This window comes from Streptomyces sp. DSM 110735, from assembly GCF_016482685.1.
In the GTDB taxonomy this organism is placed as follows: domain Bacteria; phylum Actinomycetota; class Actinomycetes; order Streptomycetales; family Streptomycetaceae; genus Streptomyces.
On record NZ_JACYHF010000007.1, the window covers coordinates 303,716 to 318,052 of the forward strand.

Consider the following 14,337-nt stretch of genomic DNA (forward strand, 5'->3'; position numbering starts at 1 on the left):
TCTTGCCTTTCTCATGGGGGGTGAAGTCGGCGCGGGTCAGCCGGAGACCGCCAGCGGGAAGTCGAGCCGGTCGCCGCGCCTGCCGTCGTCGACGCCGACGCGGAGGACCCAGCGCCCGGGCGTCATGAGGTGGAGGGAGGCGGAGTACCGGCCGGTCCCTCGGAACCGCGCGGGTGCCGTCGGCGTCGCGTGTCCGGCGGTGGGCAGTACGGCCTGGAGCGTGACGGTGGGAGGGGGACCGCCCTCGGCTTTCCGGCGCGGGGTCACCCGGATGTCGACCGTCACGGCACCGGCGCGCGGATCGGCAACGGTCACGGTCACTTCCTCGGTGGCGCTGCCTCCGGTCAGGGAGACGGAGTCGTTCACCCAGTACGGCGCGAGGGCGACGGCCACGAGGGCGACGGTCACCGCCAGCAGGACCGCGGCACCCGCGTACAGGAACCGGACCGCGGGGACACGGGCGTTCACCGTGCTCCTCCCGTGGGCGGGGCGACGCGCAGGAGGTACGGGACGGTCAGGACGGCGTTGTCCCGCTCGGCCTGGATCCACACGCGGTAGTAACCGGCGGCGGGGAAGGCGTACACGAAGGAGACGTCCGGTCCGTAGGCGGCGACTGTCTCGTCGGCGGGGCTGTCACCGTTGACCGGCATCAAGCCGCTCATGGAGCCGGACGCCATGGAGTCCATGCCGTGGGTGGGCGTGTCCCCCATGTCATGCGCCGACCCCATGTCCCCCTCCTTTTTCATGGGGGCAGAGCCCATGGAGGTCGCACCCATGGAGGTCGAGCCCATGGACGCGGCGCCCATGGAGGTCGAGCCCATAGGTCCCGAGCCCATAGACGCCGAGCCCATCTCCCCACCCATGGAGTGCGCGTGGGCCCACACATCCGCGCCCTGGGCCGCCTCCCCGAGGCGCGTCCGGCTGGTCGCCGCCGCCCTGTCGAGCGGCCCGACCACGATCATGTGCCCGATCATGCCGAGCCACGGCTGCAGCGAAGATGTGTCACCGACCCGAGCGGTCAGCGTGCTCGCCGCGCCCGCCCGGGGCGAGAGGGCCGACAACCGCACCCGTACGCCGTCCACGGTCCGCGTACCCGGTCCCTGCGGGACGAGCGCGGCGGGCAGCTCCGTGTCCTTGCCGGACGCGGACGCGGACGCGGACAAGGCGGCACCGGTGACCGTCAGACCCGTCCCCGAGCGGAGCTGCTGGACCCCGCCGCCCCGGCGGGCGATCTCGGCGGACACGGCGTAGTGGCCCGCGGCGGTCGGCCGCAGCCGGACCTCGTACGCCCCGGGGGCGGTGCGTACGGGATGCAGATGCCAGAGCTGCCCGGTGGGCCCGATCACCACCAGGTGCATCAGCGCCCCGTCGTGCACGACCAGGTCGTCCGCCGGGAGACCGGTGGAGCCGTCGGTCACGTGCAGCCGGAGCGTGACCGGTCTCCCCGTGGCGGTCGTGGACGGCGCGAGCATGAGCGCGGCGGGCGGGCGGGAGTGGTCGCTCGACACCGGGCGGACGACCGCGTACGGGTCGGCGACGTTGTCCTGTGTGGCGTCCACGTCCCGGCCCGGTGCGGGCGGTGCGGGCAGGGAGGCGGACAGCAGCGCGGCGGTGACGGCCGTCGCCAGCGCGGCCACGACACCGGCGGCGGGCATCAGCACCCAGCCCCCGCGCCGGGCTCTGACGGCGACGAGCAGGGTCACCAGGATGAGCACCCCGGCGGCCACGAAGCCCGCGAACACGGCGAGTTCGGGGGGCGAGGTGCGCTGGGCGGGGACCACGAAGGGGATGCGTGCCGTACGGCTGCCGTCGTGGACGACGAGTTCCCAGGGCCCCGCCCGGTCGATGCGCAGGGCGCCCCCGTACGAGCCGGGTTCGGCGCCGAGCCTGACCGAGGTGCTGCTGGTGGTCGTGCCCGCCGTGGCACCGGCCGCCCGGTCCGCCGAGACGCCCGTCGGGACGGTGCCGAGGCGCAGGGTGCCCGGTGCGGTGCCCCGGTGGGTGAGGACGTCGACATGCAGCGGGCCGGGCAAACCGGTGACGCGGCGCAGGACGAAGGTGAGGTCGCGGTCGCCGAGCGTCTGCGCGATCTGGAGGTCGCCTCCGGTCGAGGAGTCCGCCCGTGCCGGGGCGGACAGGGCGAGACACAGACCCAGGGCGCAGAGCACCGCCACGAGCGCGCCGACCGCGCGGGAGCCGCCCGGTGCGGCCCTGGCTCCGGGCGCACTGCGGGCAGGCGGGGAAGGGGAGTTGACGTTCACGCGGCAGACAGTAGGAAGCGCACCGGCACGGCGTCGTCACGCGGACGGGGCACTCGTGGTCCCCCGCGCGGGGGACCTTCCCTCCTTCGTCGGCGGGAGTTCCGCCCCCGTGCGGCCCATGAGAATGGTGCGGGACATGTGTGCGCCCACCATGGTCCGCCGCCCGGCCGGGGCGGCGCGGGGAGGGAGGGACGGTGAGGGAGGGACGGTGTCCGCTCGGACGGACGGCGTGAGCGGGTCCCTGACCCGTCAGTCGATCATGGTGGCGGGGTTCTGCCTGCTCGCGGACGTGTTCGCGTTCTGCTACGAGGGCCGGGAGGTGTACTCCCCCGTGGCCTTCTGGTGTCTCCTCGCGGGCGTGGTCCTCGCGGACGCTGCCCTGGCGAGTCCGGCGCGGCTGTCGGGAGTCGTGGCCTTCGCGCAGGCGGCGCTGGCGGTCGCCGGGGCGCTGGCGCTGCCCGGCGGCACCCCGCTGCCGGACGTCAACGACGCGGGGCTGCTCATCGCGGCCTACCGGGCAGGTGCGTGGCTGCACGGACTCCCGGCCGTACTGGCCCTGCTGTATCTGCTCACCGGGTCGCTCGCCGCACGCGTGCTCGGCGGCACCGATGTCACCGAGTGGCGGCTCCTCCTGCTGCACGCGGTGAAGGAGGCTCTGCTCGCCTGGCTGGTCGGCCGCTACACCACCGCCCGGGGCGCCCACATCGCCGAGCTGCGGCAGCGGGCCGTACGGGAGCGGGAGCGGGCTCGGCAGGCGCTCGCGGACGCCATCGCCGGGGAGCGCAGCGCCATCGCACGCGACCTGCACGACGTCATCGCCCACCATGTGAGCGCTATCGGCGTCCACGCGGGCGCCGCCCGGCTGGGACTCGGTGCCCGGGAGGCGTCGCCGGTGTCGACGGCGCTCACGGCGGTGGAGACCTCCAGCCGCGCGGCCCTGCTCGACCTGCGCCGCCTGCTCGACTTCCTGCACGACAGCCCGGTGGAGGGCGCGCGGCAGCCGGGGCTGGACAACCTCGACGAGCTGACGGACGCCGTGTCCGCCGCCGGACTCCGGACGACGGTGACCGTCGAGGGTGTTCGCCGCCAACTGGAGGACTCCCTCGACATCGCCGCCTACCGCGTGGTGCAGGAGATGCTGACCAACGCCCTCCGGCACGGCGACGGCGAGGTCGACGTGGCGCTGCGTTTCGAGCCCGCGTCGCTCACGATCGCCGCCGTCAACCCGGTGGCCGCCGCCCGGCGTCACCTCGTGACCGGCTCCCCGCACCGGGGGCTCGAAGGCATCAGCAGCCGCGCCGGGATGTTCGACGGCGTCGCCGCCTACGGCCCTGTCGCGGGCGGCGGCGCCTGGAAGACCACCGTCACCTTTCCCCTGGACGGCACATGAGCCTGCGTATCCTCCTGGCCGACGACCACGCCATGTTCCGCTCGGGACTCAAGGCGGTCCTGAGCACCCAGCCCGACCTGTGCTGCGTCGGTGAGGCGGACGACGGCCAGACCGCCGTCGAGGAGGCGGCACGGCTGGCGCCCGACATCGCCGTCCTGGACATCCGTATGCCACGCCTGGACGGGCTCCGCGCGGCGGAGCGCATCCTCGCCCGGCCGGGGAACACCACCCGGGTCATCGTGCTCACCACGTACGACGACGACAGTTACGTCTACCGCGCCCTGCACATGGGAGCCAGCGGGTTCCTGCTGAAGAGCGCCTCGCCGGAGGAGACCATCGCGGCGGTGCGCGTCGCCGCGCGCGGAGACGCCCTGATCGACCCCTCCGTCACCCGCCGTCTCATCTCCCGGTTCGCCGGAAGCATCGCCCCGCCCGCGTCCTCCGCCGAACTGGACCGGCTGACGGCCCGGGAGCACGACGTCCTGCTCCTGCTGGCCCAGGCGCACAGCAACGGGGAGATCGCCCGCCGTCTCGGCATCGGCGACGAGACGGTCAAGACCCATGTCTCCCGCATTCTGGCCAAGCTCGGCCTGCGCGACCGCACCCAGGCGGTCGTGTACGCCGCCTCCCACCGGCTGACGGCGCCGCCGCCGCGCACGCAGGACACGGCCCGGCGCTGGGGCGGGGGCGGGCGCCGCCCGCGGTGAACGACCTCCCGGTGCCCCCTCCGTCCCGCCCCGCCCCCTCGCGCCAACGCCCCCGCCGAAGGACACTCGTACGCAACGGAGTTGTCGCCGGAGGGGGACGGGACGTGCGGGACGGGCATCGGGTGGAGGCGGAGCGGCTGCTGGTGCGGGCCGTGGAGGAGGAAGTGCGCAGGTCGGGGGGTCGGGCCGACGGGGCGGCGTTGCTGGCGCGGGCGCGGGACGGGCTTGACGGGATGGCGCTCGCGGCGGCGGAGGAGTACGAGGCGTACACGCGGGCGCTGGACGACTCGGAGTCGGGGCTCAGTTTCGGGCAGCGGTATGCGAAGGAGGGCGCCGGAACTCCCCTGGTCGTGGCGTCCGTTGCCGCCGTCGCCGCCGCAGTCGCCGATCTGTCCCTCGGAACCGGCGCGGGTACGGCGCTCGGCGCGGGCGTCGTCGTGGGCGTGGCCGGGGCTGCCACGACCGTCGTGAAGGTGGCCGGCGCGCATCTGCCCGCCGCGCACCACCGCAAGGGCGCGGCCGGACAGCCGGGCGGGCCCGAGCAGTTGCGGCTGCAGTGGCTGACGGCGCTGGAGGTGCGCGGTATCCGCCCCTTCCTGGACCAGCAGCGGATGCTCGGCGCGGCGCAGGGCGCGCGGAAGCAGAAGAAGGGCGCCCCGTCGCTGCGCGGCGCGGACAAGAGCGCGGCGGCCAGGCGGCGTACGGTCCTTGAGCAGTCCTTCGGGCAACTCCCGGAGAAAGAAGGCGTGTTCGCGGGGCGACGGCAGGAGCTGGCGCGGATCGCGCAGTGGGCGCAGGCGGCCCGCGCGGCGACCGAGACCCGGCCGACGGTGGTCGTGCTGCACGGGGAGCCCGGTTCGGGGCGCAGCGCGCTCGCGGTGCGGGCGGCGCACGAGCTGCGCGACCACTTCCGGGGCGCGGTCGTGGTGGACCTGCGCGGCGAGGGTCGCGAGACGCCCCCGCTGTCCACCCGTGACGCCCTGCTGCATCTGCTCAACCGACTCGGCGCGCCCCGCGAGCAGTTGCTGTTCCGCGAGCATGCCTCCACCGAGCAACAGGTCAGACGGCTGGCCGGGTTGTATCACCGGCATCTGACCGGGCTGCCGGTGACGATCGTCCTGGACGACGCCTCCGACCCGGAGCAGGTGACCGCGCTGCTGCCCGAGCGCTCCGACAGCCTGGTCCTGGTCACCTCCCGCGCCCCGCTGGCACTGCCCGACGAACTGCCCGCCTGGGTGCATCAGTTGCCGGTCGACGCCCTGGACTCAGCCGCCTCCGAGGAGTTGCTGAACGCGTCCGCGCAGGACAGCACACAGCCCTACGACGCCGAATCCATCGAAAAGATCCGGGAGTTGTGCGGCGGGCTGCCCCTGGCGCTGCGCTGCGCGGGTTCCGCCCTCGGACCTCGCACCGCGCATCAACTCGCCGCGGATCTGGGGGCGTACGGTCCGGTCGAGCCGGTGGAGCGGGCGCTGTGGCTGCGCTACGCCGACCAGTCCGAGGACGCCCGCAGGCTGCTGCGCCGTCTCGCGCTCGCCGGGCGCGCCTCGCTCGGCGCCGCGGCCGCCGCCGCGCTGCTCGCCACCGACGAGGAGGCGGCCGGACGGCAGCTCGCCGCGCTCACCCGCGCCGGTCTGATCGACCATGTGCGCGGCAGCCGCTACCGGCTGCACGACCTGGTGCGCGCCTTCGCCCAGGCGCGCCTCCTCGACGAGGAGGACCCGGCCGAGCGCACAGCCGCCCAGGAGCGGCTGATCGTGAACTACGGGGAGCTGGCCGACTCGGTGCTGCGCCTGGTCGACGGCAACATGTCGACCCGCTCGGACCGCTTCGGCTCGCACGGCTTCACCTCCCTTGAGGAGGCGCTGCGCTGGCTGGACGACGAGTCGAGCTTCATCACGGCCACGCTGCGCCGCGCCGAGGGCGTCGACCAGGGCGCCGTGCTGAACCTGCTCGGCGCGCTGTGCGACTACTGCCTGCTGCGCGGCGACCTCTACCGCCTCGGTGAGATCAACGACCTCGCGCAGGCTGTCGACGAGGGTCTGCTGGTGCGCTCGGTGCAGTGGCGCACCGGCATCGCGGCCCGTCAGCTCGGCGAGCTGGACAAGGCGCGCACCACGCTGACCTCGGTCGTGGACCTGTACCGGGAGGCGCACCACGACGCGGGCGCCGCCCGTGCCCTGTGCTCGCTCGGCATCACCCTGCACCACCAGGGCAACCTCACCGAGGCGGCGGCGCGGCTCCAGGAGGCGCTGGACCTCCAGGCGGCTCCCCAGTTGGCGACGGACCGCGCCTGGACGATGCACGCGCTCGGCGCCGTCCAGCGCGACCGCGCCCGGCTGCCCGAGGCACTGGACCTGCTGAAGCGCTCCCTGGTGCTGCACCGCGCGGGCGGCTCCCTGCACGGCGAGGCATGGGCCCACTACCAGCTCGGGCAGCTCGCGCTGCGCCTCGGCGACGTACCGCGTGCGGAGCGGGAGCTGCGCGCCGCCCTGGAGCGCTACGGCCGGACCCGTGACGCGCGCGGCGAGGCGTGGGCGCTGACCCAGTTGGGCCGGGTCCGGCTGTTCGACGGCGATGCCTCGGCCGCCGTGGAGGCGCTGCGCCAGGCCGCCGCCCGGCATGTGGAGAACGAGGACGCGCGCGGCGAGGCGTGGACCCTCTTCCACCTCGGGCAGGCGCTGGAGGAGACCGGCGACCTGGACCGGGCGGTACGGGAGCTGGAGCGCTCGCGCACGATGTTCTCCCGGATGCGGGACGTGTACGGACTCGCCTGCGCCCGGCACCACTCGGCGCGGGTCACCCGGGACCAGCGCGCCGCGCAGACCGGTTCGCTGCGCAACTCCGGCTTCGCCCGTCAGTTGCTGATGGACGCCCGCGCCGACTTCCAGCGCATCGGGGTCGCCCACGGCGAGGCGTGGACCTGCCTGGAGCTGGCGGTGGTGGACGCGGGCAACGGGCGCACCCAGCAGGCGCTGACCCTGTGCGACGAGGCGCTGACGCTGTTCACGTCGTACGGCGACCGGCGCGGCGAGGACTGGGCGCGCTTCCTGCGCTGCACCCTGCTGCCGTACGCGGCGCCGGGCGGCGTCGAGGTGGGCACCGCGGTGGCACAGGAGGAGCTGGCCCGCCTGATCGACGCCGCGCACCCGCTGCGCGACAGGAAGCTGACCGAGTGCGCCTCGGCGTACGCGCTGCTGCTGGAGCGCGGCGTCACCCTGGAGACGGGCTGGCAGGCGTGGTCGCTGCGCATGACACCGGACCGCCACGCCCGGGAGGTGATGGGGGTGGCGGTGCCGGAGAAGGGCTAGCCCTGCTGCGGTTCGGTCCGGGCGGCGGCGGTGCCGCCCTTGACGCCGCCGTTGCCGGAGTCCTCCGGCGCGGGGGCTTCCTTGAAGTCGACCTTCCGCATGTGCTTGCTCATGGACTTCATCAGCCCCCACACCGCCAGGGCCATCACCGCGAACACGATGAAGCCGAGGACACCGGGGGTGACCTTGTTCTCGTCGACCTCCTTGGCGAGGGGGACGAGATGCGTCACTGCCAGGCTCACGCTTGCACTCATGTCAGGCATTGTCGCGGATGCCCGCGAAGAGGTCGTCCTCGGGGAGGGAGGTGTCCACGAGCGACTTCGCCAGCTCGTACTCCTCCGTCGGCCAGACCTCCTTCTGGAGCTCCATCGGGACCTTGAACCAGCCGCCGTCGGGGTCGATCTGCGTGGCGTGGGCGATCAGCGCCTTGTCCCGCGTCTCGAAGAAGTCCGCGCACGGAACATGCGTGGTCAGCGTGCGCTCGACCCGCTCGAACTCCTTCCAGCGCTTGAGCCAGTCCCCGTACGGCGACTCCAGTCCGCGGTCCAGCATCGCCTGGTGCAGCGCCTCGGTGCGGGGGCGGTTGAAGCCCTGGTTGTAGTACAGCTTCAGCGGCTGCCACGCCGGACCGAACTCTGCCTCGGGGTACTTCTCGGTGTCCGCCGCGCCCTCGAACGCCACCATGGTGATCTTGTGGGTCATGATGTGGTCGGGGTGCGGGTAGCCGCCGTTCTCGTCGTAGGTGGTGATCACCTGCGGACGGAAGGCGCGGATCTTGCGCACCAGCTCGCCGGCCGCCTTGTCGACGTCCTCCAGGGCGAAGCAGCCCTCCGGCAGCGGGGGCAGCGGGTCGCCCTCGGGCAGACCGGAGTCGACGAAGCCGAGCCACTCCTGGCCGACGCCGAGGATCTCGCGCGCCTCGTCCATCTCCTTCTTGCGGACCTCGTGGATGTGCTCCTCGATGTACGCGTCGCCCTGGAGCTTGGGGTTGAGGATGGAGCCGCGCTCTCCACCGGTGCAGGTCACCACCAGCACGTCCACCCCCTCGGACACGTACTTCGCCATGGTGGCCGCGCCCTTGCTCGACTCGTCGTCGGGGTGCGCGTGGACGGCCATCAGTCGTAGCTGGTCAGTCAAGACTCGTTCCTCGTTAAGTCGGCGCCCCGCGTCATGGGGGCTGTCAACAGGTGCCGTCCCGCGGGACGACGCCCGGGGGCGGCGGTCGGTCGGCGTGCGGGCGGCTTCTATAGTGACCGAATCGGGGGGCGAATAATTCCGCGGAGAGGACGATCATGGGTACGGCGAGCGCGGGGCTCCCCCAGGGCCGCTACGGCCGCTCCTCGGACGAGCGCGCCGACCGCACGCTCAAGGTCGTCGGCGCGGTGCTCGGCGCGCTGGTGCTCGCGCTGGTGGGCTATTTCGCGTACCACTACGTCGCCCAGAACGAGATCAGCGCCCAGGTGATCACCTTCAAGTCCGAGGGCGACGCGGTCAAGGTGCATCTCGAGGTCCACAAGGACGCCGGGGTCGACGGCTACTGCACCGTGCGCTCCCAGTCGGCGGACGGCGCCGAGGTGGGCCGGGCGGACTTCCCCTTCACGGGTCCGGCCACGCGCGTGGACAAGGTCGTCACGCTGCGTACGACGGCGAAGGGCACGACGGCCGAGCTGCTGGGCTGCCACGCCCGCTGACCGGGTCCCGGCTGTCCCATCCGCTCCCCCGTCCGCTCCTTCACCCGGAATGAGTACGGGCTGAGCTGGGACGACGTGATTCTGATGGCTTATGTCCTCCCCCTTTCGCCCCTGAATTGTTAGGCTCGTGGTTTCGCCCATCCAACAGGGAACATTCTTCTGGGTAGGGCGATGCTTTGTATTCCCAGTACCGACGAGGAGCACCCTGTGACCCAGACCAGCGAGAACGTCACCTGGCTGACCCAGGAGGCGTACAACAAGCTCAAGGACGAGCTTGAGTACCTTACTGGTCCTGCGCGCACGGAGATCGCGGCCAAGATCGCAGCCGCGCGCGAGGAGGGCGACCTGCGCGAGAACGGCGGGTACCACGCGGCCAAGGAGGAACAGGGCAAGCAGGAGCTGCGCGTCCGTCAGTTGACCCAGCTCCTGGAGAACGCCCAGGTGGGCGAGGCCCCCGCCTCCGCCGACGGTACCGTCGCGCCGGGCATGGTCGTCACGATCGCCTTCGACGGCGACGAGGACGACACGCTGGACTTCCTGCTCGCCTCGCGCGAGTACGCCAGCTCTGACATCGAGACGTACTCCCCGCAGTCCCCGCTGGGCTCCGCCGTGACCGGACACAAGGTCGGCGAGAACGCGGAGTACGAGCTGCCGAACGGCAAGAAGGCTTCGGTGAAGATCCTCAAGGCCGAGCCGTACTCGGGCTGACCCCCTCCACAGGACCCGACCGAGCCCCCGCCGTCCCCCGGGACGCGGGGGCTTCGTCATGTCTCGGTGATGACTGGTCGTACGGGCGGGTCGTACGAGCGGGTCGTACGACGTTCACACGGACGTGTCCGGCAGCCGCTCCACCACCTGGTAGCCCGCCGTGCTCAGCGCCCGGACGACCTCCGTGCAGTGCTCGGGACCCTTCGTCTCCAGGTGGAGCTCCACCTCGGCCTCGGTCAGACCGAGCCGGGGGTCGGTGCGGATGTGGCTCACGTCGAGCACGTTGGCGTCCGCCTCGGACAGGACGGCGAGCAGGGTGGCCAGCGCGCCGGGGCGGTCGGTGAGACGGAGCCGCACCGCGAGATAGCGGCCCTGCGCGGCCATGCCGTGCCGCAGCACCCGTTGCATCAGCACCGGGTCCACGTTGCCGCCGGAGAGCACCGCGACGACCGGTCCCCGGAAGTCGCCGCGCCCGTCGAGGAGCGCCGCGACCGGGCTGGCACCCGCCGGTTCCACGACCAGCTTGGCCCGCTCCAGGCACAGCAGCAGCGCGGCGGAGAGCTGGTCCTCGCCGACCGTGCGCACCTCGTCCACCAGCTCGCGCACCAGCTCGAACGGCACGTTGCCCGGCGTACCCACCTTGATGCCGTCGGCCATGGTGGCCGGGTGCGGCACGGTCACCGGGCGCCCGGCGCTCAGCGAGGGCGGATAGGCGGCGGCGCCCTCCGCCTGCACGCCGATGATCCTGACGTCGGGACGCAGCGACTTCACCGCGACCGCGATCCCGGCCGCGAGACCCCCGCCGCCCATGCCGACGACGATCGTGCCGACCTCGGGGCACTGTTCCAGGATCTCCAGACCGACCGTGCCCTGACCGGCGATGACGTCCGGGTGGTCGAAGGGGTGGATGAACACCGCGCCGGTCTCGGCCGCGTACTCCTGCGCGGCGGCCAGCGTCTCGTCCACGACCTGGCCGTGCAGCCGCACCTCGGCGCCGTACTCGCGGGTGGCGCTGATCTTGGGCAGCGGGGCGCCCTTGGGCATGAAGACCGTGGAGTGCACGCCGAGCAGCGCGGAGGCCAGTGCGACGCCCTGGGCGTGGTTGCCCGCGCTGGCGGCCACCACTCCGGCGGCGCGCTCCTCGGGGAGGAGTCCCGCGATGCGGACGTAGGCGCCGCGCAGCTTGAACGAGCCGGTGCGCTGGAGGTTCTCGCACTTGAGGTGGACCGGGGCGCCGACCTGGCGGGACAGATGACGGCTGCCCTCCATGGCGGTCACGCGGGCCACGCCCGAGAGCATCTTCTGGGCTCCGCGCACGTCGTCGAGAGTGACGGAGCGCAAGGAGCCGGCCATGCCGTAGCTCATGTCTCCAGTCTCGCAGTTCACACCCGCACACGGTGGCACCGCCCGGCCCCCAAAACCGGTTTCCCCAGGGCCCGTACGGGCCGGGGCCGGGCCGCGTACCCTGTCCCCCAACTCAGCCCGTCCCTCATGAAGCGAGCCTCCGGCCATGCCCACAACACCTGACATGTCGATGGACATGACGACCGTCGGTGACACCGGCCTCCTCGACACGCTCCAGCACGAGGTGGCGGTCTTCGCCCGGCGCGCCGAACAGACCCGGCTCGGTGGTGTCGGTCAGGTCCGCAACTCCATGGACCGCGCCGCGTATCTGCTGCTCAACCGGCTCGACAACGAGGGCCCCATGGGGGTCAAGGCGCTCGCCGCGAGCATGGGGATCGACTCCTCGACGGTGACCCGGCAGGTGGCGCCGCTGGTGGAGGCGGGTCTCGTCAAGCGCACCTCGCACCCGGAGGACGGGCGCGCGGTGGTGCTCCAGCTCTCCCCGCGCGGCGCCAACCGGCTCGCGGAGGTGCGCACCTCGCGGCGGCAGTTGATGGCCGAGCTGACCGAGGACTGGACCGCCGTGGAGCGCGAGGAGTTCTGCGCGCTGCTCACGCGCTTCAACACCGCGCTCTCCGCCCGTATGACGCCTCCCACGCAGCCGCCCGCCGTCTCCTGAGGCGCGCGGTCCGGGCGTGGGGCTGTTGCCGTCCGGGCTCTTGACCCCGGGGCGTGCCGGGCATCGGATGAGACCGGGCCCATGACGGCGGGCCGGACCGGTCCTCGTGCCGGGCCGGTCAGGGGGGAGGCGCGGTGCGCGGTCGGCAGCCGACGCGGGACGCCCGCCGGGACAGCGAGTTCACGGCGTTCGCCCGGGGCGCGGGGGCGCGGCTGCTGCGCGCGGCGACCCTGCTCACCGCCGAGCCGCCGGACGCCAACCCCCGCGCGCGGCGCCTGCTGACGCGGGCGCTCGCCCATGTCTACGCCCACTGGGACCGGCCGCCCGGCGAAGATCCGTACGAACGGGCGCGCGCGCATCTCGCGGTGCGCTTCGCACGCGGGAGCTGGTACCGGCGTGCGCCCCTGGTCCGTCCGCGGGGTCCGCTGGCGGCGCTCACCCCGCGGGAGCGGGTGGTGCTGGTGCTGCGGGTGTGCGAGGGGGTCGGCGAGGAGCAGACGGCGGCGCTGCTGGGGCTGCCCGCCGAGCGGGTGTACCGGATCTGCGAGCGCGCGACGGTCCGTGTGCTGCGTCCGCCGCCGCCCGCCGGGCGTGCGGGGGTGCGCGGGGTGGCGTCGTGGGCGCGGGGTCCGGGGCGTCCGTCGTGAGCCGGGCGGAGCGGGCGGCAGCCGTACGACGGCTCCTGGAGCGCACGCCGGTGGTCGTGCCGCCGGGGCTGTACGCCGACGCGGCGCGGCGGGGTGCCCGGGCGCTGTGGCTCGGGCGGCTGGCGCGGCGGGTCCTTGGGCTGCTGCTGTGCGCGGCGGTGGTGGCGTTCGTGGTGTGGGCGGCGCGGACGCAGCCGTGGGTGGAGCCGCCGTCGCGGACGACTCCACCCGTGCGCGGCTGGTGAGAGCGCGGGTGTGTGAACCCTGGCTGCTGCCCGCTGCCCGCTGCCCGCCGGGGCGCTTACTTGCCGAGGGCCTGCTTCAGGTCCTCCAGCAGGTCGTCGGCGTTCTCGATGCCGACGGAGAGGCGCACGAGGTCGGCGGGGACCTCCAGGGCGGAGCCGGACACCGAGGCGTGCGTCATGCGGCCCGGGTGCTCGATCAGCGACTCGACACCGCCGAGGGACTCGCCGAGGGTGAAGACCTGGGTGCGGTTGCAGACCTCGACCGCCGCCTCCTCGCCGCCCTCGACGCGGAAGGAGATCATGCCGCCGAAGGCACGCATCTGCTTGGCGGCGACCTCGTGGCCGGGGTGCTCGGGCAGCCCCGGGTAGAGCACGCTGGTCACGCGCGGGTGCCGGGAGAGCATGTCGGCGATCTTCGTGGCGTTCTCGCTGTGGCGGTCCATGCGCACGGCGAGGGTCTTGGTGCCGCGCAGCACCAGCCAGGAGTCGAAGGGACCGGCGACGGCGCCCATCGAGTTCTGGTGGAAGCCGATCTCCTCGCCCAGACCCTCGTCGGCGACGATCAGCGCACCGCCGACCACGTCCGAGTGACCGCCCATGTACTTGGTCAGGGAGTGCACGACGACGTCCGCGCCCAGCGACAGCGGCTGCTGGAGGTAGGGCGTGGCGAAGGTGTTGTCGACGACCAGCTTGGCTCCGGCGGCGTGCGCGACCTGCGCCACGGCGGCGATGTCGGTGATGCCGAGCAGCGGGTTGGAGGGGGTCTCCACCCAGACGGCCTTGGTCTTCGGGGTGATCGCGGCGCGTACGGCGGCCGGGTCGCTGGTGTCGGCGACGGACCACTCGATGCCCCAGCGGGAGGCGACCTTGGCGAAGAGGCGGAAGGTGCCGCCGTAGGCGTCGTTCGGGATCACCACGTGGTCGCCCGGGACGAGCAGCGTGCGCAGCAGGGTGTCCTCGGCCGCGAGACCGGAGGCGAACGCGAAGGCGCGCCGGCCGCCCTCCAGCGCGGCGAGGTTCTCCTCCAGTGCCGTCCTGGTGGGGTTGGCGCTGCGGCTGTACTCGTAACCGCCGCGCAGCCCGCCGACGCCGTCCTGCTTGTAGGTCGAGACCTGGTAGATGGGCGGGACGACCGCGCCGGTGAGGGGATCGGCGGTGTTGCCCGCGTGGATCGCCAGAGTCTCGAAGTGCTCGCTGATGTGCCTGTCGCTCATGTGCACCGAGCGTAATGCGCTCGCGGGGGTGATGCCGGACGCGAGCGTCCGTGCCCTGTTACGGGAACCTTTCCACAGGCTGTCGCGGGAGGTTTTCCACAGGCTGTCCGAGGGGGGTTGGCCAAGTGTCGGGCTCGTCT

14 protein-coding genes are annotated in these 14,337 nt (G+C 73.1%); 8 read left to right on the forward strand and 6 right to left on the reverse strand.

The genetic code is table 11. The annotated features are described in order from the left end of the window. Positions 1-36 precede the first annotated feature (36 nt). Entirely contained in the window at positions 37-468 is a 432-nt protein-coding gene (locus IF655_RS14625) for a hypothetical protein (RefSeq protein WP_199585161.1), read from the reverse strand. Further along, positions 465-2,261, reverse strand: a complete 1,797-nt coding sequence (locus tag IF655_RS14630) for a hypothetical protein (RefSeq protein WP_199585162.1) — start codon at positions 2,259-2,261, stop codon at positions 465-467. The genes IF655_RS14625 and IF655_RS14630 overlap by 4 nt, the downstream gene beginning before the upstream one ends. A gap of 208 nt (positions 2,262-2,469) precedes the next feature. Here IF655_RS14630 and IF655_RS14635 point away from each other — a divergent pair, with 208 nt between their 5' ends. The 3 genes from IF655_RS14635 to IF655_RS14645 all read left to right on the forward strand — a co-directional run bounded on the left by IF655_RS14635 (position 2,470) and on the right by IF655_RS14645 (position 7,669). Beyond that, on the forward strand, positions 2,470-3,651 hold the full coding sequence (locus tag IF655_RS14635) for a sensor histidine kinase (RefSeq protein ID WP_199585163.1): 1,182 nt from the start codon (positions 2,470-2,472) through the stop codon (positions 3,649-3,651). After that, on the forward strand, positions 3,648-4,358 hold the full coding sequence (locus IF655_RS14640) for a response regulator transcription factor (protein ID WP_199585164.1): 711 nt from the start codon (positions 3,648-3,650) through the stop codon (positions 4,356-4,358). The genes IF655_RS14635 and IF655_RS14640 overlap by 4 nt, the downstream gene beginning before the upstream one ends. Before the next feature lie 104 nt (positions 4,359-4,462). Beyond that, the gene (locus IF655_RS14645; RefSeq protein WP_199585165.1) at positions 4,463-7,669 is read left to right on the forward strand and encodes a tetratricopeptide repeat protein; all 3,207 of its coding nucleotides are present in this window, start codon (positions 4,463-4,465) and stop codon (positions 7,667-7,669) included. Here IF655_RS14645 and IF655_RS14650 read toward each other — a convergent pair. Both IF655_RS14650 and mca read right to left on the reverse strand, forming a co-directional pair. Then, on the reverse strand, positions 7,666-7,932 hold the full coding sequence (locus IF655_RS14650; RefSeq protein ID WP_199585166.1) for a hypothetical protein: 267 nt from the start codon (positions 7,930-7,932) through the stop codon (positions 7,666-7,668). The two genes, IF655_RS14645 and IF655_RS14650, sit on opposite strands and share 4 nt — an antisense overlap. Further along, the gene (gene mca, locus IF655_RS14655) at positions 7,925-8,806 is read right to left on the reverse strand and encodes a mycothiol conjugate amidase Mca (RefSeq protein ID WP_199585167.1); all 882 of its coding nucleotides are present in this window, start codon (positions 8,804-8,806) and stop codon (positions 7,925-7,927) included. Before mca ends, IF655_RS14650 begins: the two co-directional genes overlap by 8 nt. A gap of 155 nt (positions 8,807-8,961) precedes the next feature. Between mca and IF655_RS14660 the strand changes: the two genes are divergently transcribed. Continuing rightward, the gene (locus IF655_RS14660; RefSeq protein ID WP_199585168.1) at positions 8,962-9,360 is read left to right on the forward strand and encodes a DUF4307 domain-containing protein; all 399 of its coding nucleotides are present in this window, start codon (positions 8,962-8,964) and stop codon (positions 9,358-9,360) included. Between the two features lie 207 nt (positions 9,361-9,567). After that, positions 9,568-10,068 carry a transcription elongation factor GreA gene (gene greA / locus IF655_RS14665; RefSeq protein ID WP_199585169.1) on the forward strand — a complete coding sequence of 167 codons (501 nt, stop codon included), beginning with the start codon at positions 9,568-9,570 and terminating at the stop codon, positions 10,066-10,068. Positions 10,069-10,182: 114 nt separating this feature from the next. Here the strand turns inward: greA and ilvA are convergent, their stop codons facing one another. Then, positions 10,183-11,433, reverse strand: coding sequence for a threonine ammonia-lyase (ilvA, locus tag IF655_RS14670; RefSeq protein ID WP_199585170.1), 1,251 nt, complete (start codon positions 11,431-11,433; stop codon positions 10,183-10,185). Positions 11,434-11,596: 163 nt separating this feature from the next. On the opposite strand from ilvA, the gene IF655_RS14675 reads away from it, so the two are divergent. From IF655_RS14675 to IF655_RS31165, 3 genes are all read left to right on the forward strand, one after another. Then, positions 11,597-12,091 carry a MarR family winged helix-turn-helix transcriptional regulator gene (locus tag IF655_RS14675; RefSeq protein ID WP_199585218.1) on the forward strand — a complete coding sequence of 165 codons (495 nt, stop codon included), beginning with the start codon at positions 11,597-11,599 and terminating at the stop codon, positions 12,089-12,091. Positions 12,092-12,225: 134 nt separating this feature from the next. Continuing rightward, positions 12,226-12,738, forward strand: a complete 513-nt coding sequence (locus IF655_RS31160) for a sigma factor-like helix-turn-helix DNA-binding protein (RefSeq protein ID WP_199585171.1) — start codon at positions 12,226-12,228, stop codon at positions 12,736-12,738. Continuing rightward, the gene (locus tag IF655_RS31165; RefSeq protein WP_199585172.1) at positions 12,735-12,983 is read left to right on the forward strand and encodes a hypothetical protein; all 249 of its coding nucleotides are present in this window, start codon (positions 12,735-12,737) and stop codon (positions 12,981-12,983) included. Before IF655_RS31160 ends, IF655_RS31165 begins: the two co-directional genes overlap by 4 nt. Before the next feature lie 56 nt (positions 12,984-13,039). Here IF655_RS31165 and IF655_RS14690 read toward each other — a convergent pair whose 3' ends face one another. Beyond that, positions 13,040-14,197, reverse strand: coding sequence for a cystathionine gamma-synthase (locus tag IF655_RS14690; protein ID WP_199585173.1), 1,158 nt, complete (start codon positions 14,195-14,197; stop codon positions 13,040-13,042). Positions 14,198-14,337: the final 140 nt, after the last annotated feature.

What these genes read in the sequence shown, in the direction of transcription:
- IF655_RS14640 (WP_199585164.1), top strand. Translation starts at nt 3,648, where the DNA reads ATGAGCCTGCGTATCCTCCTGGCCGACGACCACGCCATGTTCCGCTCG.
- IF655_RS14650 (WP_199585166.1), bottom strand. Translation starts at nt 7,932, where the DNA reads ATGCCTGACATGAGTGCAAGCGTGAGCCTGGCAGTGACGCATCTCGTC.
- IF655_RS14660 (WP_199585168.1), top strand. Translation starts at nt 8,962, where the DNA reads ATGGGTACGGCGAGCGCGGGGCTCCCCCAGGGCCGCTACGGCCGCTCC.
- ilvA (WP_199585170.1), bottom strand. Translation starts at nt 11,433, where the DNA reads ATGAGCTACGGCATGGCCGGCTCCTTGCGCTCCGTCACTCTCGACGAC.
- IF655_RS14675 (WP_199585218.1), top strand. Translation starts at nt 11,597, where the DNA reads ATGTCGATGGACATGACGACCGTCGGTGACACCGGCCTCCTCGACACG.
- IF655_RS14690 (WP_199585173.1), bottom strand. Translation starts at nt 14,197, where the DNA reads ATGAGCGACAGGCACATCAGCGAGCACTTCGAGACTCTGGCGATCCAC.